The 21,026-nt window shown below is 64.3% G+C and carries 18 protein-coding genes and 1 tRNA gene; 12 read left to right on the top strand and 7 right to left on the bottom strand.

Features of this window, described 5'->3' with window-relative positions; genetic code table 11:
- Nucleotides 1-87: 87 nt before the first annotated feature.
- The 6 genes from ACZZZM_RS12695 (at nucleotide 88) to ACZZZM_RS12720 (ending at nucleotide 7,406) form a co-directional block, all read left to right on the top strand.
- Nucleotides 88-1,086, top strand: coding sequence for a chemotaxis protein CheB (locus ACZZZM_RS12695; RefSeq protein WP_463595455.1), 999 nt, complete (start codon nucleotides 88-90; stop codon nucleotides 1,084-1,086).
- A 69-nt stretch (nucleotides 1,087-1,155) separates the two neighbouring features.
- Nucleotides 1,156-5,097 (top strand): CheR family methyltransferase, encoded by a 3,942-nt coding sequence (locus tag ACZZZM_RS12700; protein WP_463595456.1) that lies wholly within the window; start codon nucleotides 1,156-1,158, stop codon nucleotides 5,095-5,097.
- Nucleotides 5,094-5,465, top strand: coding sequence for a response regulator (locus ACZZZM_RS12705; protein WP_463595457.1), 372 nt, complete (start codon nucleotides 5,094-5,096; stop codon nucleotides 5,463-5,465). The genes ACZZZM_RS12700 and ACZZZM_RS12705 overlap by 4 nt, the downstream gene beginning before the upstream one ends.
- 95 nt (nucleotides 5,466-5,560) lie before the next feature.
- A complete protein-coding gene (locus tag ACZZZM_RS12710) occupies nucleotides 5,561-6,310 on the top strand; it encodes a sensor histidine kinase (RefSeq protein WP_463595458.1) in 750 nt (249 codons plus the stop codon).
- Nucleotides 6,311-6,394: 84 nt separating this feature from the next.
- The gene (locus tag ACZZZM_RS12715; RefSeq protein ID WP_463595459.1) at nucleotides 6,395-7,060 is read left to right on the top strand and encodes a Crp/Fnr family transcriptional regulator; all 666 of its coding nucleotides are present in this window, start codon (nucleotides 6,395-6,397) and stop codon (nucleotides 7,058-7,060) included.
- A 133-nt stretch (nucleotides 7,061-7,193) separates the two neighbouring features.
- Entirely contained in the window at nucleotides 7,194-7,406 is a 213-nt protein-coding gene (locus tag ACZZZM_RS12720) for a hypothetical protein (protein WP_463595460.1), read from the top strand.
- Between the two features lie 37 nt (nucleotides 7,407-7,443).
- On the opposite strand, the gene ACZZZM_RS12725 is transcribed toward ACZZZM_RS12720, so the two are convergent.
- From ACZZZM_RS12725 to ACZZZM_RS12745, 5 genes are all read right to left on the bottom strand, one after another.
- Nucleotides 7,444-7,518 (bottom strand) — tRNA-Glu (locus ACZZZM_RS12725).
- Between the two features lie 48 nt (nucleotides 7,519-7,566).
- Nucleotides 7,567-8,571, bottom strand: coding sequence for a S8 family peptidase (locus ACZZZM_RS12730; protein WP_463595461.1), 1,005 nt, complete (start codon nucleotides 8,569-8,571; stop codon nucleotides 7,567-7,569).
- Between the two features lie 80 nt (nucleotides 8,572-8,651).
- The gene (locus ACZZZM_RS12735; RefSeq protein ID WP_463595462.1) at nucleotides 8,652-9,119 is read right to left on the bottom strand and encodes a YbaK/EbsC family protein; all 468 of its coding nucleotides are present in this window, start codon (nucleotides 9,117-9,119) and stop codon (nucleotides 8,652-8,654) included.
- A 5-nt stretch (nucleotides 9,120-9,124) separates the two neighbouring features.
- Nucleotides 9,125-9,688, bottom strand: coding sequence for a phage tail protein (locus ACZZZM_RS12740; RefSeq protein ID WP_463595463.1), 564 nt, complete (start codon nucleotides 9,686-9,688; stop codon nucleotides 9,125-9,127).
- 6 nt (nucleotides 9,689-9,694) lie between these two features.
- A complete protein-coding gene (locus ACZZZM_RS12745; RefSeq protein WP_463595464.1) occupies nucleotides 9,695-11,353 on the bottom strand; it encodes an MFS transporter in 1,659 nt (552 codons plus the stop codon).
- A 106-nt stretch (nucleotides 11,354-11,459) separates the two neighbouring features.
- On the opposite strand from ACZZZM_RS12745, the gene ACZZZM_RS12750 reads away from it, so the two are divergent.
- From ACZZZM_RS12750 to hppD, 3 genes are read left to right on the top strand one after another with little or no spacing between them, the layout of a single operon-like run.
- The gene (locus ACZZZM_RS12750; RefSeq protein ID WP_463595465.1) at nucleotides 11,460-11,726 is read left to right on the top strand and encodes a DUF6356 family protein; all 267 of its coding nucleotides are present in this window, start codon (nucleotides 11,460-11,462) and stop codon (nucleotides 11,724-11,726) included.
- Nucleotides 11,723-13,069, top strand: a complete 1,347-nt coding sequence (locus ACZZZM_RS12755; protein ID WP_463596441.1) for an FAD/NAD(P)-binding protein — start codon at nucleotides 11,723-11,725, stop codon at nucleotides 13,067-13,069. The genes ACZZZM_RS12750 and ACZZZM_RS12755 overlap by 4 nt, the downstream gene beginning before the upstream one ends.
- Before the next feature lie 57 nt (nucleotides 13,070-13,126).
- Nucleotides 13,127-14,167, top strand: a complete 1,041-nt coding sequence (gene hppD / locus ACZZZM_RS12760; protein ID WP_463595466.1) for a 4-hydroxyphenylpyruvate dioxygenase — start codon at nucleotides 13,127-13,129, stop codon at nucleotides 14,165-14,167.
- 214 nt (nucleotides 14,168-14,381) lie between these two features.
- Here hppD and ACZZZM_RS12765 read toward each other — a convergent pair whose 3' ends face one another.
- Nucleotides 14,382-15,722, bottom strand: coding sequence for a dicarboxylate/amino acid:cation symporter (locus ACZZZM_RS12765; protein ID WP_463595467.1), 1,341 nt, complete (start codon nucleotides 15,720-15,722; stop codon nucleotides 14,382-14,384).
- A 165-nt stretch (nucleotides 15,723-15,887) separates the two neighbouring features.
- Here ACZZZM_RS12765 and hmgA point away from each other — a divergent pair, with 165 nt between their 5' ends.
- From hmgA to ACZZZM_RS12780, 3 genes are all read left to right on the top strand, one after another.
- Nucleotides 15,888-17,165, top strand: coding sequence for a homogentisate 1,2-dioxygenase (gene hmgA / locus ACZZZM_RS12770; protein WP_463595468.1), 1,278 nt, complete (start codon nucleotides 15,888-15,890; stop codon nucleotides 17,163-17,165).
- Between the two features lie 100 nt (nucleotides 17,166-17,265).
- The gene (locus ACZZZM_RS12775; RefSeq protein ID WP_463595469.1) at nucleotides 17,266-17,619 is read left to right on the top strand and encodes a Rieske (2Fe-2S) protein; all 354 of its coding nucleotides are present in this window, start codon (nucleotides 17,266-17,268) and stop codon (nucleotides 17,617-17,619) included.
- A 38-nt stretch (nucleotides 17,620-17,657) separates the two neighbouring features.
- A complete protein-coding gene (locus ACZZZM_RS12780) occupies nucleotides 17,658-18,806 on the top strand; it encodes an isovaleryl-CoA dehydrogenase (protein WP_463595470.1) in 1,149 nt (382 codons plus the stop codon).
- Between the two features lie 138 nt (nucleotides 18,807-18,944).
- Here the strand turns inward: ACZZZM_RS12780 and ACZZZM_RS12785 are convergent, their stop codons facing one another.
- A complete protein-coding gene (locus ACZZZM_RS12785) occupies nucleotides 18,945-21,005 on the bottom strand; it encodes a M13 family metallopeptidase (protein ID WP_463595471.1) in 2,061 nt (686 codons plus the stop codon).
- Between the last annotated feature and the right edge of the window lie 21 nt (nucleotides 21,006-21,026).

Here is a 21,026-nt window from a genome sequence, read left to right on the forward strand (position 1 = left end):
CGCTCGGCCAATCCGGTCGGAGAACCGCTGTCGTTCCGGAACCATGCGAGCCCGCGCGCTGTTTGTCCGGGCAGAAAGGCCCTAGTCATGACAGCAGCGAAGCGAGACATCATCGTCATCGGCGGATCCGCCGGTAGCGGCGCGGTGTTGCGGCGGGTCATCGGCGAATTGCCAGCCGACTTGCCCGCCAGCGTTTTCGTCAGCACGCATGTGCCCTCCAACGCGCCGGGCTTCCTCTCCGAGATATTGGCGAGTCGTTCGGCAATCCCCGTAGCCCAAGCGATCGACGGGCAGCCGATCGAGCGCGGACGGGTCTATGTCGCGGTGCCCGACCGGCATCTGATGCTGGTCAACGGCGCGATCGCGCTGGGCGAAGGGCCGCGCGAGAATATGGTGCGCCCCGCGATCGATCCGCTGTTCCGCTCGGCGGCGCTGGCTTATGGGCCGCGCGTCGTCGGCGTGGTGCTGACCGGCATGCTCAACGACGGCGCCTCGGGCCTGCATGCGATCAAGGCATGCGGCGGGATGGCAGTGGTGCAGAACCCGATGGATGCCGAAGCCGAGCAGATGCCGGTGGCAGCGCTGGAGGCCGTCGATGCCGATCACGTCGTCCCCGCATCGGAGCTTGCCCGCCTGCTGGTGGCGATCGCCGGCACCGATGCGGGCCCGGCGATGGAACCCAACGACGAACTGAGCCTGGAAGTCCAGATCGCCGCCGGAGCCAGGCTCGGCAGCGAAAGGCTCACGCGCATTGCCAGCCCCAGCGCGCTATCCTGCCCCGAGTGCCACGGCGTGCTTTCGGAAGTGAACGTCACCCGGCCCCTTCGCTACCGGTGCCAGACCGGGCACGCTTATACTGCCGAGGTTCTCGCCAGCCATGGCGAAGAGGTGGACGAGGCAATCCGCGTGGCGATGCGCGTGATGGAGGAGCGCGTCACTCTGGTCGAGCGCATGGCCCTGGACGCCCGGCAAACGGGCCGCACGGCCGTAGCGGAGCTTTACGAAGCCCGTGCAGAGGAATATCGGCGCTACGCGTTGACGCTGCGCGACGCCGCCGTCGCGTCGTTGCGGCTGGGCCGCGGCTAGCCTCAATCCACATCTGTCTGAATCAGCTTCTTTTCCCGCGTTCAAAGCACTAGCGTGGGGAAACAGCTTATGGACCAGATCTTGGCCGACGATGAACACCCAGTTGCCGAGCCCGTGCAGAAGAAGGGCAAGCCTGTCGCGCCGATGGCCTTGGTGGGGATCGGCGTATGCGCGGCATCGCTCGAATCGCTGCGGACAATCTTTACCGGCCTGGGCCCCAAGGTCGGGGCGGCATATCTTGTCGCCGTGCGACAAAAGGAAGGGCTGAGCGTCGCGAGCGTAGTCGAGGCGCTGAACCGGCACTCGTCTTTCCCTGTCAAAATCGGGGCGGATCGCGAGCGAATCGCGCCCAATCATATCTATGTCGGCGGTCCCGAGGATATGATCACCATCGTCGACGGTCACATCCATGTTCGCGAGGCTGCCGAGCCGGTCGGGCATCGCGGCACGATCGATTCGATGCTGATTTCGATCGCCGAGCATGTCCACGATCGGGCGGTGGCGGTGATCCTTTCCGGGCTGGGTTCCGATGGCACTGCCGGCGTCACCGCCACCAAGAAGTTTGGCGGGCTATCGATCGCCGAGCTTGGGGAGGGACAGGATCCCAAGGGCGATGGCGATGGCGGCCCGTTCGGCGTAGCCGATCTGCGCCTGCCGGCTAAGGAAATCGCCGCGCAGATCGCGCTTTATGCCGGAAATCTCGCGGCCGTGGCTGCGGTTGCCGACGAAGTGCCCGACGAGATCGAGGAACAGGTGACGCAGATCACCACGATCCTGCGCAATGTCACCAGCAACGACTTCCACGGATATAAACGCGGCACCTTCATTCGCCGGGTCCAGCGCCGCATGCAGGTGATGCAGGTGGAGAGCGTGAAAGCCTATATCGATCGCCTGCGCGAAGACCGTGACGAAGTGCAAAGCCTGTTCCAGGACCTGCTGATCGGCGTCACCCAATTCTTCCGCGACCCGCTGGAATTCGAGGCGCTCGAGCGTGAGATCCCGCGGTTGTTCGAAGGCAAGGAGCCGGGCGAGCAATTGCGCGTCTGGGTGCTCGGTTGCGCCACTGGCGAAGAGGCCTATTCGATCGCCATCCTGCTGCGCGAGCATATGGCGAAGATGGATTATCCGCCCGAGGCGCAGATCTTCGCGACCGACCTTGATGCCCGGGCCCTCAACCTGGCGCGTGCCGGCCGCTATACCGATGCGATCGCCGATCATATCCGGCCCGACCGGCTCGAGCGCTGGTTCATCCGTGAGGGCGACACTTATTGCGTGAGCAAGGAGCTGCGAGAGATGTGCATCTTCTCGCCGCACAATATCGTCAAGGATGCGCCCTTCTCACGAATCGACATCCTCTCGTGCCGCAATCTGCTGATCTATCTGAACGCCGAGCTGCAGAACCGGGTCATTCCGATCTTCCATTTCTCGCTGCGCAATGGCGGCGTGCTGTTTCTGGGATCGTCGGAGAATGTGACGCGGCATTCGAAGCTGTTCGCGCCGGTCGATCGCAAGAACCGCGTGTTCCGCCGGCTCGAAACGGCGACGCGGATCATACCGGATTTCCCGCTCACGTCGCGAGTGCGCACCCCAGATCCGCAGATCCTCCACACGCTGCCGACGCCGACCGCGGGCCGGCTGACGCTGGCCATGGGCCGCCATGCCACCGCGATCGCCGAACATTATGCGCCCGCTTATGTGGTGGTCGATTCGCAATTCGACGTGTTGCACTTCTCGGGGCGCACCGGTCGCTATCTTGAGCCCAGTGCCGGGGCGGCCACGCTCAATCTGTTCAACTTGGTTCACCGCGATCTGCGCCTCGATCTGCGATCGGCGCTGCACCGCGCGAGCACCGAGAATCGCCGCGTCGAGATGCCGCGCCTGGTCGTCCACGAGAATGACCGCGCCCAGCAATTGAACTTGATCGTCGAGCCGGTCGGCGCACAGGATGTGGGATCGTTCGTGGTCCTGTTCCAGGATATCGGCTCGATTTCCGAAGAGGAATCGTCGGCCTCCGCCCGGCCGGCGACCGACGAACATGTCCAGCGTCTCGAAGCCGAGTTGCGCGTCACGCGCGACCGGCTCCAGGCGACGATCGAGGAACTGGAATCCACCAACGAGGAGCTGAAATCCTCGAACGAGGAATATCAGTCGATCAACGAGGAGCTCCAGTCTGCCAACGAGGAGATGGAAACCTCGAAGGAAGAGTTGCAGTCGGTTAACGAGGAGCTGCAGACCGTCAATGGCGAGCTCAGCCACCGCGTGCTGGAGCTCGGCCGCACCAATTCCGATCTCAAGAATCTGCTCGAATCGACGCAGATCGCGACCGTTTTCCTCGACAATGATCTGCGCGTCCGCAATTTCACGCCGGTCGCCACCGATATCTTCCACTTGCTCGAAACCGATGTCGGCCGCCCGCTCGGTCACGTCGTCTCGCGCGTCCACTATCCCGAGCTTCCCGAAGATGCGCGCCGCGTGCTGAAAACGCTGGTTCCGATCGAGCGCGAAGTGATGGATCGCGCAGGCGACCGGCAGTTCGCCGCGCGCGTGCTCCCCTATCGCAGCACCGACAATTATATCAGCGGCGCCGTGGTCACCTTTACCGATCTGACTGCGATTCACCGCGCCGAAAGCGCAATGGAGGCAAGCGAGGACCGCTACCGCGCCTTCGTCACGGCAAGCTCCGATGCAGTCTATCGGATGAACCCGGACTGGACCGAGATGTGGGAGCTGGACGGGCGAGAATTCCTGCCCGACATGACCGAGCCTTCGGGCGACTGGATGGACATCTATATCGACCCCGAAGATCAGGCCTCGGTGCGCGCGATCATCGAGGAAGCAATCGGGCGGAAGAGCGTCTTCGAGCTCCAGCACCGGGTGATTCGCGCAGATGGGACGCCGGGCTGGACGCATTCGCGCGCCGTGCCGATCATGGATCGCAATGGCGATGTGCTCGAATGGCTTGGCACCGCGAGCGACATCACTGCAACGCACGAGGCACAGGCGGCGCAACGCGAGAATGAGGAACGCCTTCGCAGCGCGACTGAAGTGGCACGCGTCGGGCTGTGGGATTGGGACTTGCGGACCGGCAAGGTCATCTGGTCCGACGAGCATTACAGAATGCTGGGCTACACGGCTTCGGGGGTCGGCCCCAGCTACGAGGCCTGGAGCGTGCGCATCCACCCCGATGATGCGGAACGGACCGAGGCGGCGTTGAATCATGCGCGCGATGCGCATCAGGAATATGTTCACGAGTTCCGCGCGATGCATCCCGATGGCTCGGTGCATTGGCTCTCGGCCCGAGGCGCCTTCTATTATGACGATCAGGGCACCGCGGTCCGTATGATCGGCGCGATGATCGAGACGACCGAGATGCGCGAGGCGCAGGAGCGCCAGCAAGTGCTCGTCGCCGAACTTCAGCATCGCACACGCAATTTGATGGGCGTGGTCCGTGCCATGGCCGACAAGACAATGCGGCACTCGGAGAGCTTCGAGCAGTTCATCGGCAAGTTTCGCGACCGCCTCGATGCCCTCGGCAGAGTCCAGGGGCTGCTGTCGCGGCTGGAGGAGCATGACCGGGTAACCTTTGGCGAACTGCTGCGGACCGAATTGTTTGCCCATGGCGCCGCGGAGGAAGGCTCGGCGCGGATCGCGCTGAGCGGGCCCGAGGATGTGCGGCTGCGCTCCAGCATGGTCCAGATGCTGGCCATGGCGCTGCACGAACTAGCCACCAACGCCACCAAATACGGTGCCTTCAAGGAGCCCGAGGGCCGACTCGAGGTGACCTGGAGCCTGGTGGACGGTGGGGATGGGCCCGATCGCCTGGAGATCGTCTGGCAGGAGCATGGCGTGCCGATGCCGGCCAAGGGCGCCGCGCCCGAGGGGACTGGCCAGGGCCGCGAGCTTATCGAGAAAGCCCTTCCTTATCAGCTTGATGCCGAGACCAGCTACACGGTGGGAACCGATGGGGTACGCTGTACGATTATCATCCCGATATCGAGGACGGTACCATGACTGAACCCAGCCTGCGCGACTGCACCATCCTGGTGGTTGAGGATGAGTATCTGCTCGCGGACGATCTTTGCGCGGCGCTCACTCAGCAGGGCGCCACCATTGTCGGGCCTGCGGCAACCATCGAACAGGGCATCGCCTTGGTGAAGGACGCCAAGCGGCTGGACGGCGCGATACTCGACGTCAATTTGCGCGGAGAGCCGGTTTTCCCGCTCGCCGACGAGCTGGTCACGCGAGACACGCCGTTCGTGTTCACTACCGGCTATGACGCCTCGGCGATTCCCGATCGCTTCCAGCACGTCACGCGATGCGAAAAGCCTGTGCATATAGGCAAGGTAATGAAGGCGATCGGACTGGCGACGCACGGCTGACGGCAGTTGATACCGGCCGCCCAAGTTATTCCGCTTTCCCGCGGCACACCAGCCGCCCCTGCGCGTTCGAACTGCTTCAGGCAGGAAAACAGCTAATGACCGAGCAGGCCCCGGGCCCCGATAGCACCGGCTCAGCGGGTAAGGGCGAAGCCGCCGAGACCGAGCTCGAGCGGCTACGCACCGAACTGGCGGCTGTGCGGCGGGAGCTGGAAAAGCGCGACGCACGCAGCGAGGCGGATCGCGACCGCGACCTCTTGCTCCGCCAGGAGCTCCAGCACCGGATGCGCAACACCATGGCTCTGGTCCGATCGGTATTCGCACGCACGGTCGAGACCGGTGATTTGCTTGAGGAAGTCGACAGCCACTTCCGCGGGCGGCTCGATGTCCTCGCGCGGCATCAGGGCACCAGCCGGATCGAAGAGAACCAGGATTTCGAAGACCTGATCCGCAACGAATTGCAGGACTTCCAGTTCGGCGATCAGCCCGGCATCACGATCGAGGGGCCGGAATGGCGGCTTTGCGCCGATCATGCGCAACCGCTGGCGCTCGCCATCCATGAGCTGGTCACGAATTCATTGAAATTCGGCGCTTTGGCCGTCGAAGGCGCAACCCTGAACGTCACTTGGACGGTGTCCGAGGACATGCTCGAACTGGTCTGGACCGAACAGGGCGTGCCGATTGTCGCCCCGGCACCGGTCCGGCGCGGCTTCTCGCGTCAATATATCGAAGAGGCCCTGCCCTATCAGACCGGTGCCGAAACGCTTTTCGAGCTCAGGCCGGGCGGCCTTTTGTGCCTGATCCATTTGCCGCTGGCACGAACCAATGGAGCCAAGCATGCGAGCTAGGGATATTTGCCCCTCCCCGAGTGTTCCCTTGTAATGGCCACGCTTTCTCCTTTGAAAAACAGCGCGTCCGCGTCCCTTCGCCGATTGAGTGCATTGGCGAGCCTGGCGCCTGAGGAGATCGCCGCGCTGCAATCGGCCGCAGCGGCGGCGTCGATGCACCGGGCGCGCAAGGAAATCGCCAGCCCTACCAGCCGGGCGCCGCAAGCCAGGCTGCTGCTGGCAGGCTGGGCCGCGCGCGTGCGTGATTTTCCCGATGGGCGGCGGCAGATCCTCCATTTGCTGCTGCCGGGAGATTTGATCGACTTGTCGCAGCGGCCCTATTCCTGGGCCGCGACGACCGTGATTGCCCTGACCGACGTGGCGGTGACCGCCGCGCCGCTTGCGCAGAGCGCGGACAGCGGCCTTGCCCAGGCCTATGCGCTCTCCGCCGAGATCGAGCAGCGTTGTCTGTTCCGCCAGATTGCCCGCCTGGGCCGGCTCGATGCCTATGAGCGCATGGCCGACCTGCTTCTCGAGCTTCGCGAGCGGCTGCAATTGGCGGGGCTGGCGCATGGCGACAGTCTGCCGCTGCCGATCACCCAGGAAATGATGGCCGATTGCCTGGGTCTTACCAGCGTCCATCTCAATCGCACGTTGCAGCTCATGCGCCGCGAGAATGTCATCGAGCTGCGCGGCAGTGCGCTGCGCCTGACCAATCCCGAGCAGTTGCGGGCGGTGGTCGATTTTCAGCCGGTGATGGCGCCGGCTTGACCGGCATCGCCGTCGAGCGGTCACAATTGTCAATCCGCGCAGTAACTTGGTCGTTACGCGTGCAAAACTGTCCGTTGAGGCGCTTTCCTGCTACACTCGCGTCGTGACTCAATATACGTCAGCAGACCTAATCATGGCAGACCGGCATCTGGCCGAAGGCGAGCAGCATATCGTGCGCCAGGAAGTCCTGCTGACTTCGCTTCGCATGAAGGGCCATCACACCGACGAAGCCGAGAAACTCCTCAAGCTCTTCAATCAGGCGCAGATCGAGCATCGCCTGCACCGAAACGCAATCGCCGCCGCACTGGACGAAGCTTCGCCGGCACCGCCCGGGGCTGAAGAATAAGAGCAATTTCCGCGCCGGACCGCCATGCTGGCAATGTTGGTGACCCCTACGGGAATCGAACCCGTGCTTCAGCCGTGAAAGGGCCGCGTCCTAACCGCTAGACGAAGGGGCCGTCCGGGTGGAAGGGCCGGTTAGGGAAAGCTGGGCGGCTGGTCAAGCGTTACCGGAAGGCAGCGGTAAGATCGACGATCCCCCGGCCGTATATTGCGTCCTGTCCGGGCGCCCCGGCATCGCGGGCGGAGGCATAGAGCGCCGCGACCAGCTGCGCGCTCGACATTGCCGGATTGGCCTGGGCGAGCAAGGCAATCGCGCCTGAGACCATTGGAGTAGCACCCGAACAGGCTCCACCATTCGCGCTCAGGAAATGATCGGCGCCGGTGCCTGCGCGATTGCTGGAGGCGAGCAGCGCGCCCGCGCTATCGACGGTGCCGACTAGGATCACCAGCCCGCGCGCGATGGCGGGATCGCCTGCCAGTCCCCCGCCCCAGGCCTGGGGCTGCGCCTGCCCTTCATTGCCCGCACAGATCGCGACGATGACTCCGGCGGCAGTGGCACGATCGACTGCGGCGCGCATCGCAGCGCTGGGCGCGGTGTCGGCGATCAGCGAAAGATTGATCACACGCGCGCCTGCGATCCGGGCGCGATCGATACCCTCGGCGACTGCGGCCAGCGACAGGAAGCACGAGCCGGTGCACGCGGGCTCGGCGCGAAAGGCAATGATCGTCGCGTCGAACGCCACGCCGTGCGTGCCGACGCCATCGCGCCGCGCGGCGAGGATTGCGGCCACCCCGGTGCCGTGGCCACTGGCGTCGTCAAGCGTCCCTGCCCCCGCCAGATCGGCCGAGGCCGGATCGATCCTGCCGGCGAAATCGGGACTTTCGAGATCGATCCCGGTGTCGATCACCGCGACCTTGATCCCCGCCGCTGTCGAGCCGCGGGCATAGGCTGCGAGCGCGTTCATCGAGACGGCGCCTGCGGTTGCGCGATATTCGGCGGTGTCGAAGGCGGTCGGCGCGGGTGTGGGGGTGGAAGAGGGGCTGGGTGCCGGTGTTGGCGTTGGCGCCGCGGGGGGTGTCTGGACGGTTCCGCCCCCTTCCCCTCCGCTGTCACAGGCAGTGGCGAGAATTGCGGCGAGCGCGAGCAAGGAGAGCTTCGAATATTGCATCGTGCCATGCCTAGCTGCCGCCCGCTTCGGGTCGGCGGCTAAGCAATGAGCGGCGCGTCAGGCGCTACGAACGGCGCGCTTCACTCGGGCAAGCGGCAGACATCCACCCATCGACGCGAGACCAGCTCCGCCAACCGCTGGGGCGCTACTTCGACCGATGCGGTGCGTGAGCCCGCCGCGGGAAAGACCGTGGCGAAGTCACGGATCGAAATGTCGCAATAGACTTGCGGCGGAGTTGCGAGCCCGAACGGGCACACGCCGCCGACGGGATGCCCGGTCAGCATTTCCGCCTCGGCGGCGTCGAGCATCCTGGGGCGTCCGCCGAATTCCGCCTTGCATTTCTGGTTGTCGAGCCGGGCATCGCCTCGCGCCACGACGAGCAGCACGGTATCGCCGACGCGTAGCGCCAATGTCTTGGCGATCCGCGCTGACTCCACGCCGAGCGCGGCCGCGGCGTCGGCCACCGTCGCAGTGCTCGCGGTGCCCTCGATCAGCTGGAGCCCGGGCGCGTGCTCGGCGAGCCAGGCACGAACCGCTTCGACACCCATGCCGATCAGCTCGCCGGCAAGGTGAAGCTCGGCTCGGTGGGCTCGGTTACGCTGGTGTCACGCTCCCAGCCTTCATTCTCGAGCTTGAGCAGTTGGATCGCGACGGCAGTGCCGTTCGCATCTATCTCGGGCATCGCAATGAATTCCGACGGCCAGCAGCGGTAGATATTATACGCAATCACCTTCTGACCGGCCTCGTTATAGACTTCGAGGATCAAATCCTTGCGGAAATCCTGAAGCGAAACGACCTGGTTTCCCGTGCCGCTCGGTTGATCGTCGATAGTGCTGTTGTGATAGTCCCACACCTTGTTCGCCCATTGCTCGAACGCCGCGTCGTGCGTCACGCCCCGCTCAAGCGTGATCGCCGCGAACTCGCTCTGGCCGGGCATACGCCGCGGCGTGCTCGGGTCGCCGCCCGCGCGGTGCGTGATCGCCTGTGTCATGCGGGTCAGCGCGCTGACCTTGGAAATCCCGGCGACATATCTGCCGTCCCATTTGAGCCGGAACTTGAAGTTCCGATAGGGATCGTAGCGATAAGTCGCCTTCGGGAATTCGGTGTTGCTCGGCATGGGCGCTCAGTCCTCGATCCGCCGCCTGAACGTCTCGGGAAGCAGAAACAGCCCGAGCACCAGCGTCACTGCCGCGGCGATCGCCGGATACCATAGCCCGTAATAGATATCCCCCGTCGCCGCGACCATCGCAAAGGCCGTCGCGGGCAGGAAGCCGCCGAACCAGCCATTGCCGATATGATAGGGCAGCGACATCGAAGTGTAGCGAATGCGGCTCGGGAAATACTCGACCAGCAGCGCCGCGATCGGGCCATAGACCATGGTCACCAGCAGCACGAGAACGAACAGGATACCGACTACCATCGGCTTGTTGATCTCCGCCGGATCCGCCTTGGCGGGATAGCCTGCCGAAGCCAGCGCGGCCTTCACCGCCGCCTGATAGTCGGTAATCGCCTTTGCACTGCTGGTTCCCTGGCGCGGATTGGGCGCGGGCAGGAGTATGTTTCCGATCTGGATCGTCGCAGTGCCGCCCGCCGATGCCTCGACGCTTTTGTAGCCCACGCCCTGCTTGGCGAGGAAGGCCTTGGCGATATCGCAGCTAGTCGAGTCGAACTTGTTCTTGCCCACCGGATCGAACTGGAACGAGCATTCTGCGGGGTCTGCCGTCACCTGGATCGGAGCATCTCGCAGCGCGTGCGCGAGCCTGGGATTGGCAGCTTCCGTAAGCATCCCGAACAGCGAGAAATAGCTCAAGGCCGCCAGCGCGCAGCCGGTGAGGATGATCGGCTTGCGCCCGATCTTGTCGCTCAGCCAGCCGAAGAAGACGAAGAATGGCGTGCCCAGCGCCAGCGCAATCGCGATGAGGATATTGGTGGTGGCGCCATCGACCTTGAGCGTCTTTTCGAGGAAGAAAAGCGCATAGAATTGCCCGGTGTACCAGATCACTGCCTGACCGACGACCGCACCGAACAGCACGATCAGCACCATCTTGAGATTGCCCCAGCGCAGGAACGCCTCCGTCAGCGGCGCCTTGGATGTGGTGCCTTCCTCCTTCATCTTGAGGAACACCGGGCTTTCGTTGAGCTGCATGCGGATCCACAGCGACACGCCGAGCAGCACGATCGAGACGAGGAACGGCACGCGCCAGCCCCAATCCGCGAACATCGCCTCGCCCATCAACGTGCGCGTTGCGATCACCACCAGCAGCGCGGCGAACAGCCCCAGCGTCGCGGTGGTCTGGATCCAACTGGTATAGAGCCCGCGCTTCCCCTCCGGCGCATGCTCGGCGACATAGGTGGCGGCGCCGCCATATTCACCGCCCAGTGCCAGCCCTTGTAGCAGCCGCAGCCCGATCAGGATTACGGGCGCGGCGATGCCGATCTGGCTGTAGCTGGGCAACAGCCCGACGCAGAAGGTCGAGAGGCCCATGATCGCCATAGTGACGAGGAAAGTATTCTTGCGCCCGACCAGGTCGCCGATCCGCCCGAACACCAGCGCCCCGAACGGCCGCACAGCGAAGCCCGCGGCAAAGACGGCTAGCGCGAAGATGAAGCCGGTGGTCTCGTTGACGCCGGAGAGAAAGTGCGAGGTGATATAGGCGACGAGCAGCCCATAGAGGTAGAAATCATACCATTCGAAGACCGTGCCCAGCGATGACGCGGCGATCACCAGTTTCTCGCTCTGCGTTGCACGATGGTGCTGCGGCAGCTCTGCCTCTCCGGCCATTCCTCTCGTCCCCTATTCTGATTGTTAGCGCTAACGAAGCACATGGCAAGCGTCGTGCAAAGCCCCTGCGCTTTGCATTCGGCGGCGCGAAGCCTAAAAGCCGGGCATGATCGACCGCTTCTTCCTCTCCCATCCCCGCAGCGTCGGCGAGAGTTATGGCGAGCATGCCGCCACTGCTTCCCGATTCGGCTTCACGATGATCGTGGGCGGTGCGGCTTGCGTCGTCCATGCGATTTTCCCGTCGCTGTTCGCGCGGACCGCGAGCGACGCCGTCAAACGGCTCTACGGCCAGATGAAAGCGCGCCAGCCCAATTTCTCAGCAGAGCGCCCGGCGTTCCAGCAGCCCGAGTGGCAGATCGAATACGAGATTTGATCGAGCATGTCGCCATCATCGGGGCGGGGTTTTCGGGGACTTTGCAGGCGATCAACCTGCTCCGCCATGAAGGCCCGCGCGCCACGCTGATCGAGCGCGCTCCCGTCGCGGGCACCGGCCTCGCTTATGGTGCCGCGCACCCCAGCCACGTCCTGAACGTTCGCGCCGCGAACATGAGCGCCTTTCCGGACGATCCCTCGCACTTCGTGCGCTGGCTGGAAGCGCGTGGCGTTGCCGATGCGCCTGGGGCGTTCATCCCGCGCGTCACTTATGGCGAATATCTGCGCGAGCTTCTGGAAGCCGCGCTCCGCGATCCCAGCGGCCGGCTCACTTTGGTGCGCGGCGAAGTCGAGGATCTGGATTTCGCCAATGACGTGAAGGTCAGGCTGGCAGACCGCGAGATCGAGGCCGATGCTGCCGTGCTCGCGGTCGGCAATCTGCCACCGCACGATCCGCCTGGGCTCGATCCCGAGAAGCTTTCGGCCACGCGCTACAAGGGCGATCCGTGGGACGCGAGCGTGCCCGAAAGTCTTTCCGATCAAGACACCGTGCTGATCATCGGCACCGGCCTGACGATGATCGACGTCGTGCTGCTGCTCGACGCCCGCGGCTTCAAAGGCAAGATCGTCGCCCTCTCGCGCCGTGGGCTCCTGCCGCGCAGCCATGCGCCGGGCAATGCCTGGGACAAGATCGGCGAGCGACCGGCGACTATGGCTTCGCAGCTCCTGCGCGGCGTCCGTGAGCGCGGCGACATGGTCGGCTGGCGCAACGCCGTAGATGAGCTCCGTCCCTTCACCCAGGCAATGTGGGGCAATGCCAGCGAGGCCGAACGCGGGCGTTTCCTGCGGCACCTGCGTCCGTGGTGGGATGTCCATCGCCACCGTCTGGCGCCCGAAGTCCATGCGCGACTGATGTCCGTCATCGAGCGCGGGCAGCTTGAAGTGACCGCGGGCAAGACTTTGGGCTTCGACGAGCGCCCCTATGGCATCGCAGTAAGCCTCCGCCGCCGCGGCTCCGATACCGTCGAAAACCTCCTCGCCCAGCGCATCGTCAATTGCACCGGGCCGCTGGGCGATCTCGCGCGCACGGAAGAGCCCTTGCTCCAGAAACTGGCGGCGCGCGGGCATATCCGTCCCGATGCGGCGCATCTCGGAATTGATGTCGATAATCAGGGCCAGACCATCGACGCGCAGGGCCAGCCCAACGGCAATCTCTACGCGCTGGGGCCGATGACGCGCGGCGCATTCTGGGAAATCGTCGCGGTGCCCGATATCCGCAATCAGACCTGGAGCGTTGCCCGGCGCCTGTCGAATGCGCATTGGGTGGGTGGCGAAGGGCTTTAGTATCATTTGACACCAAATGCGCCAATCGGTAGCGCCCGCGGTGAAATGGAGCGTGCCATGAACGACCCCACCAATCCTCTCGGCCTCAATGGCTTCGAGTTCGTCGAATTCACTTCGCCCGATCCGCAGGCGATGGCCGCGCAGTTCGAGCAGATGGGCTTCGTCGCTTCTCATCGTCACCCGACCAAGAACATCACCCGCTACAAGCAGGGCCGCATCAATCTGATGCTCAATCGCGATCAGGGCGGCCGCGTAGCCGAGTTCCGCGCGGCGCACGGTCCTTCGGCTAGCGCGATGGCTTTCCGCGTCGCCGATCCGGCCAAGGCCATGGAATGGGCGCTCGCGCATGGCGCGCAGACGACCGAGGAAGACGACACCGTCATCCAGGGCATTGGTGGCAGCTACCTCTATTTCATTCAGGACGGCGTGGACCTTTATGCCGACTGGGCCGAAGTCCCCGGCTGGCAGGAAGCGGAGGCCGCCAACAATGTTGGGCTCGACCTGCTCGACCACCTCACCCACAATGTCCGCCGCGGCCAGATGCGGGTATGGAGCGCCTTCTACAAGGAGCTGTTCGGCTTCGAGGAACAGAAGTATTTCGACATCAAGGGCCAGGCGACCGGCCTGTTCAGCCAGGCGATGATCGCGCCCGACAAGGCGATCCGCATCCCGCTCAATGAGAGCCAGGACGACACCAGCCAGATCGAGGAATTCATCCGCGAATATCAGGGCGAGGGCATCCAGCATCTCGCGCTGACCACGGCCGACATCTACGACACGGTCGAGCGTCTGCGCGCCCGCGGCGTGAAGTTGCAGGATACGATCGAAACCTATTTCGAACTGATCGACAAGCGCGTCCCCGGCCATGGCGAGGATATTGAGCGCCTCCGCAAGAACCGCATCCTGATCGACGGCAGCGTCGAGACGGGTGAGGGCCTGCTGCTCCAGATCTTCACCGAAAACATGTTCGGCCCGATCTTTTTCGAGATCATCCAGCGCAAGGGCAATGAGGGCTTCGGCAACGGCAATTTCCAGGCGCTGTTCGAAAGCATCGAGCTGGATCAAATTCGCCGGGGTGTGATCAAAGTCGACGCCTGATCGAGGAGCAAGCGCAGCTTGATCCGCGATGCAGCGCGACGGCGCCGCCGTCGACCGGCCGGCACGGTGAGCCCGCCCATAGGGCACGGCTCCGCCGGGATCGACGGCCAGCGAGTTAGAGTTGGAGAGGGGGAGCCGGGAGCAACCTGGCCCACACTGCAGGGGGATGAGGGGGATGGCGCGCCGAACGCGCCGCCTCCTCATCCAACTTTCCTCAAGCGATGGCGGGCTCGCGGGCAGCTTCCCCGCCCAGATCCGCGCCCGCATTGAACCGCGCTTCGTCGAGCAGCCCTTCGCGCTTGGCCACGATCACCGGCACGAGCATCTGGCCGGCGACATTCGTAGCGGTGCGACCCATGTCGAGGATCGGGTCGATCGCCAGCAGCAGGCCGACGCCGTCGAGCGGCAGCCCCAGCGTCGATAGCGTCAGCGTCAGCATCACCGTCGCCCCAGTCAGGCCCGCCGTGGCGGCCGAGCCCAGCACCGATACCAAGGCGATCAGCACATAATGATCGAGGCCGAGCGGGATGCCGTAGAATTGCGCGACGAAGATCGCCGATATCGCCGGATAGATAGCAGCGCAGCCATCCATCTTGGTGGTGGCGCCCAGTGGCACTGCAAAGGCAGCATAGGCCCGCGGCACCCCCAACGCGCGCTCGGTCAGATCCTCGGTAACCGGCAGTGTCCCGACCGACGAGCGCGAGACGAAGCCGAGCTGGATCGCCGGCCAGGCCGAGGCGAAAAAGCGCAGCGGGCTCAGGCCATGCACCGAGAGCAGCAGTGGATAGACGAGCAGCAGAACCAGCCCAAGCCCGAGATAGACAGCACCCGCATAGGTCCCGAGCGCAGCCAGCGACTCCCAGCCATAGCGCACGACGGCGTCGCCGATCAGCGCGGCGGTCCCGATCGGAGTCAGCCGGATCACCCAGCGCAGCAACAGCCGGAAGACCGCGAGTGCGGAGGCATTGAAGTCCAGGAAACGGTGGCCCGCCTCCCCCGCCCGTACCGCCGCCGCGCCGATCGCGATGGCCAGCACGATGATCTGCAGCACGTTGAACGACAGGCCGGTGGTCGCGCCGCCTTCGGTCACCTTCGTGGACGCGGCGATACCGAGGAAATTGGAAGGCACCAGCCCCTTGAGGAAATCGAGCCAGCCTCCGGTGCTCGAAGGCGCCGCCGCCGCAGTGAGCGCGACCGCGCTGTGGTGCCCGGGTTGGAGAATCAGCCCGAGCGCGATGCCGATTGCCACGGCTATCGCGGCGGTGATCGCGAACCACAACAGGGTCCGCACCACCAGCCTGGCGGCGTTGGTCAGGTCTCGCAACGCCGCGATGGACGCGACGATCGCCGTGAACACCAAAGGCGGCACTAGCACCTTGAGCAACTGGACGAAGATCTGGCCCAGCGTCTGCAGCCCCTGGGCAAGCGCGTTAGCGGAATCGCCATCGCTGCCGATCGAGCGCGCCACCAGACCCAGCGCGAGCCCGGCGGCCATGCCGATCGCAACCTGAATGCCGAAGGACGGCAATTTGCGGGAAACCGGCGCGGTGGCCATACAGATACTCCGGGCGTAAAACCTAGTATGAAGCTAGGAATTGCGCGGGCGATCCGAAATATAGTTTTGGTTCACCAGGTCAAAGCAGGATCGCGCGGCATATAGTATCATTTGACACTTTATCTCCCGCGAGACAGAGAGACCGCGCACTGGCAAGAGGATGCGATGACCGACTATTTCCCCGGTTTCGGCAACCACGTCTCGACCGAGGCGGTCGCCGGTGCGCTCCCCATCGGGCGCAACTCGCCGCAGCGCCCTGCCTTCGGCCTTTATGCCGAGCAACTGTCCGGCACTGCTTTCACAGCACCTCGTCACGAAAACCGCCGCTCATGGCTCTATCGCCTGCGCCCGAGCGCCGAGCATCCGCCGTTCGAGCGCTATGAGGGCGCCAAGCGCTTCGCTCCCGGGACGGTGAGCGCTCCCCTGCCCCCCAACCGCCTGCGCTGGGATCCCATCGCCGCACCCGCCCCCGGCACCGATCTGATCGACGGCATGACGACCATGCTCGCCAATCGCGATCCCGCCGATCTTGAGGGGGTCGCGGTGCATCTCTACGCCGCCAACAAGGACATGGAGACTCGCGCCCTCGTCGATGCCGATGGCGAATTGTTGTTCATCCCCCAGGCTGGGCGTCTCGAACTGCTGACCGAGCTAGGCCGCATCGAGATTGCGCCCGGGCAAATCGCTCTGATCCCCCGCGGCGTGAAATTCCGCGCGATGCTCCCGGATGGCGAGGCCCGCGGCTATGTCGCCGAAAACCACGGCGCATTGTTCCGCCTCCCCGATCTCGGCCCGATCGGCGCCAATGGCCTTGCCAATCCGCGCGATTTCGAGACCCCGGCAGCGTGGTTCGAGGATCGCGACGAGCCCTTCGAGCTGATCCAGAAATATCTGGGCTCGCTCTGGACTACGACGCTCGATCACAGCCCGCTTGATGTCGTCGCCTGGCACGGCAATTTCGCACCCTGGCGCTACGATCTGTCGCGCTTCAACACGATCAACACCGTCAGCTTCGATCATCCCGATCCCTCGATCTTCACCGTGCTGACCTCGCCCAGCGACGTCCCCGGCCGCGCCAATGCCGATTTCGTGATCTTCCCCCCGCGCTGGATGGTGGGGGAAGATACGTTCCGCCCGCCCTGGTTCCACCGCAACATCATGTCCGAGGCGATGGGCCTGATCACCGGCGCCTATGACGCCAAGGCCGAGGGCTTCGCCCCGGGCGGCCTATCGCTGCATAATTTGATGGCAGGCCACGGTCCCGATGTCGCCAGCTGGGAAGGCGCGAGCAACGCCGATCTAAAACCCCATAAGATCGCGGGCACGATGGCGTTCATGGTCGAAACCTGCTGGCCCTATAAGCCGACCCAATTCGCGCTCGAAGCCTCACAGCCCGATTACGACGCGGCCTGGGCGGGCTTTCCGAAGGCGCGCCTTCCGTGACGGAAGTAAAAATAGGGACAGTCCCTATTTTCCAATCCACCGCTCGCTTATTATCCGGCGATAGGAAGGAAAATAGGGACTGTCCCTATTTTTGGTGCCCGTGACTCACCTCACCGCCACGCCCCCCGGTGTAACCCTCGGGCCGCTCGCTTTCGTCCCCGACAACACCGCGCGCAACTTCGTCCTCGAAATGCGCGCGGGCCGCTTCCACGGCTTCGTCGTCCGCAAGGGCGAGACCGTCCACGGCTATGTCGATCGCTGCGCCCACATGGCGATCCCCCTCGCCCAGCAGCTCGATCAATATCTCACTCCCGACGCCAGCCTGATCCAGTGCAGCTGGCACGGTGCGCTGTACCGGATCGAGGACGGCGTCTGCGTGGGTGGCCCTTGCGCGGGCGCACGGCTAACAGTTTGGCCAGTAACCGTCCGCGACGGCATGATCGTTACGGCCTGAGGCCGCCAGCCGGTCAGAATCAAAAGGTAGAGGATAACATGGAAGCCACCCTCGATTTCGGCATCGGCGAAAATGCCGAGATGATCCGCGACACCACCCGCCGCTTCGCCAAGGAGCAGATCGAGCCGCTCGCCGCCCGGATCGACGCCGAGGACTGGTTCCCGCGCGAATTATGGCCGGCGATGGGCGAGCTCGGCCTCCACGGCATCACCGTCGATGAGGAATATGGCGGCCTCGGCCTTGGCTATCTCGAGCACGTCATCGCCTGCGAGGAAGTCAGCCGCGCCTCGGCCTCGATCGGCCTGTCCTACGGCGCCCACTCCAATCTCTGCGTCAACCAGATCAAGCGCTGGGCGTCGCCAGAGCAGAAGGCCAAATATCTCCCCAAGCTCATCTCGGGTGAGCATGTCGGCAGCCTCGCAATGTCCGAAGCCGGCGCCGGCTCCGACGTGGTGAGCATGAAGCTACGCGCCGAGCAGAAGGGCGACCGCTACGTCCTCAACGGCACCAAATTCTGGATCACCAACGCGGCCTATGCCGACACGCTAGTGGTCTACGCCAAGACCGGCGAAGGCTCGCGCGGGATCACGACCTTCATCATCGAGAAGGACATGCCCGGCTTCTCGATCGGCCAGAAGATCGACAAGATGGGCATGCGCGGCTCACCCACTGCCGAGCTGGTGTTCGAGGATTGCGAAGTACCCGAAGAAAACGTCATGGGCCCGCTGAACGGCGGCGTCGGCGTCTTGATGTCGGGCTTGGATTATGAGCGCACCGTGCTCGCCGGCATCCAGCTCGGCATCATGCAGGCCTGCCTCGATGTGGTCATTCCCTATCTCCGCGAGCGCAAGCAATTCGGCAAGCCGATCGGCACCTTCCAGCTGATGCAGGCCAAGGTCGCGGATATGTACGTCGCGCTGAACAGCGCCCGCGCCTATGTCTATACCGTCGCCAAGAATTGCGACGCGGGCAACACCACCCGCTTTGACGCGGCAGGCGCGATCCTGCTGGCTTCGGAGAATGCCGTGCGCGTGTCGCTGGAGGCGATCCAAGCGCTTGGCGGTGCAGGCTATACCAAGGACTGGCCGGTCGAGCGCTTCGCCCGTGATGCCAAGCTGCTCGATATCGGCGCCGGCACCAACGAGATCCGCCGCATGCTGATCGGCCGGGAATTGGTGGGGGGCTAATTCCCTCTCCCAGCGGGAGAGGAAGGGAGGCGCGAAGCGCCGGAAGGGTAAGGGCAGAAGCCACGCCCTGCCCGCACCTTCCCACTCGCTCACTTGCGGGCCCCTTCCCTCTCCCAGATGGGAGAGGGAAGTTCTACCTCACCAGATCTTCACGCGCTTGTCCGGCGCCAGGAACAGCTTCTCCCCCGCCTGCACGTTGAACGCCGGATACCAGGCGTCCAGATTGCGCACCGTCATCGCCCGCCACCGCGCCGGCGCATGCCCGTCAGTCGCGACGCGGGCGCGGAGTTGCTGCTCGCGCGCCTTCTCGCGCCAGCTCTGCGCGAAGGCGAGGAAGAAGCGCTGGTCGCCCGTCAGGCCGCCGATCACCGGCGCCTCCTTGCCGCCCAGCGACGCGTGATAGGCGTCATAGGACGCGGCCAGGCCCGCCACATCGGCGATGTTCTCGCTCAGCTCCAGCTTGCCGTTGAGGCGTAGCCCAGGCAACGCCTCATAGGCATCATATTGCGCAGCCAGCGCCGCGCCGGCTTGCTTGAAATGCGCCAGATCGTCCGGCGTCCACCAGTTGCGCAGGCGCCCGGCGCTGTCGAAAGTGGCGCCGAGATCATCGAAGCTGTGGCTGATCTCATGCCCGATGATCGCGCCGATCGAACCGTAGTTCGCCGCTGCATCCGCAGTCGGATCGTAATAGGGCGCCTGCAGGATCGCAGCCGGGAAGTTGAGCGCATTCTGCAGCGGCAGATTGACGGCGTTGACCGTCTGCGGCGTCATCCACCATTCGCCCTTGTCCGGCGCCTTGCCGAGCTTGGCCAGTTGGTGCCGCGTCTCGGCCTGCTGCGCGCGGCGGATATTGCCCACCGGATCGTCGCCCTTCACTTCGAGCGACGCATAATCGCGCCACTTCTCGGGATAGCCGACGCCGACCTGCATCGTCTCGATCTTCTTGCGCGCCTCGGCCCGCGTGCCGTCCGCCATCCAGGTCAGCCCGGCGACGCGCTTGTCGAACGCCGCCTTGATGTTAGTCACCATGTTCTGAATGTCGGTCTTCGACGAAGCCGGGAAATAGTCCTTCACATAGAGCTGGCCGACTGCGTCGCCGAGCCAGGTGTTGACGCTGGCTATGGCGCGCTTGTCCCGCGGACGCTGCTGCTGCTGGCCGTTCATCTCCTTCGAGAAGAAATCGAACCGCGCCTGATCGAACGCGGCCGGCAGCACGGCAGTCACCTGGTTGATGCTATGGAATGCAAGCCAGTCCTTCCACGCGTCGATCGGCTCGTTCGCGACGAGTTGCGCGAGCTTCACCGTCGTAGCGGGATGCCAGACGAGGAAGTCGTTCTGCGCGCCCAGGCCGGCGGCATTCCAGAACGCGTCCCAATCGATCCCCGGCGCCTTCTTGGCGAAATCGGCCTTGGTCCAGGGATTGTTCGCCTTGTGGGCATCCTGGGTGGTGAGATTGTCGGTATGCGCCTGTGCGATCTTGGTCTCGAGATCGAACACGCGCTTAGCCCGCATATCGGGATCGGTCATGTTGGCGAGAGTGAACAGCCGGCCGATATAGGCTTGATATTTGGTGCGCAGCCCCGCCATCTGCGGATCGGCGGACACATAATAATCGCGCTCGGGAAGGCCCAGCCCGCCCTGCAGCACATAGGGGACAACGGTATCGGGCTTGTCGAAGCCCTGGCTGACGAACAGGCCGAACAGATTCTCGGTATTGTAATCGGTCGCGTTGAGCGGATCGACGTCGACGCGGATATTGCTGCCAAGCATCGTCGACAGCGACTTGTTGTCGTTGACTGCGCCGATCCGGTTCATTTCCTCGCCTAGCGGCGCCAGCCCGCGGGCTTCGATCGCGGCGGTGTCGGTATAGGCATTGTACCAATCGGCGATGCGGCGCGTATCGGTGCCCGCGGCGGCATTCGCCTTGATCGCGGCCTGGATGATCGCGACGTTGTTCGCCTCGGCCTTGTTGAACACCATCAGCCCGGTGCCGACGCTCGATCGGTCGGCCGGGATCTCCGTCTTGCCGCGCCAGCCGCCATTGGCATATTCATCGAAATCGTCGCCCGGCTTCACCGATTTGTTGAGGCCGTCGAGATCGACGCCGATCGCGGTTCCCGCGCTCGCGGTGGTGGCATTGCCGCCCGGGCCCGAGGGCGTGCAGGCAGTGGTCGCGAGCAGCGCCGCGAGCAGGATCATGTGAGTCTTCAAGGGGGAACT

The sequence above is a fragment of the Sphingomonas sp. AC522 genome, from assembly GCF_979258125.1.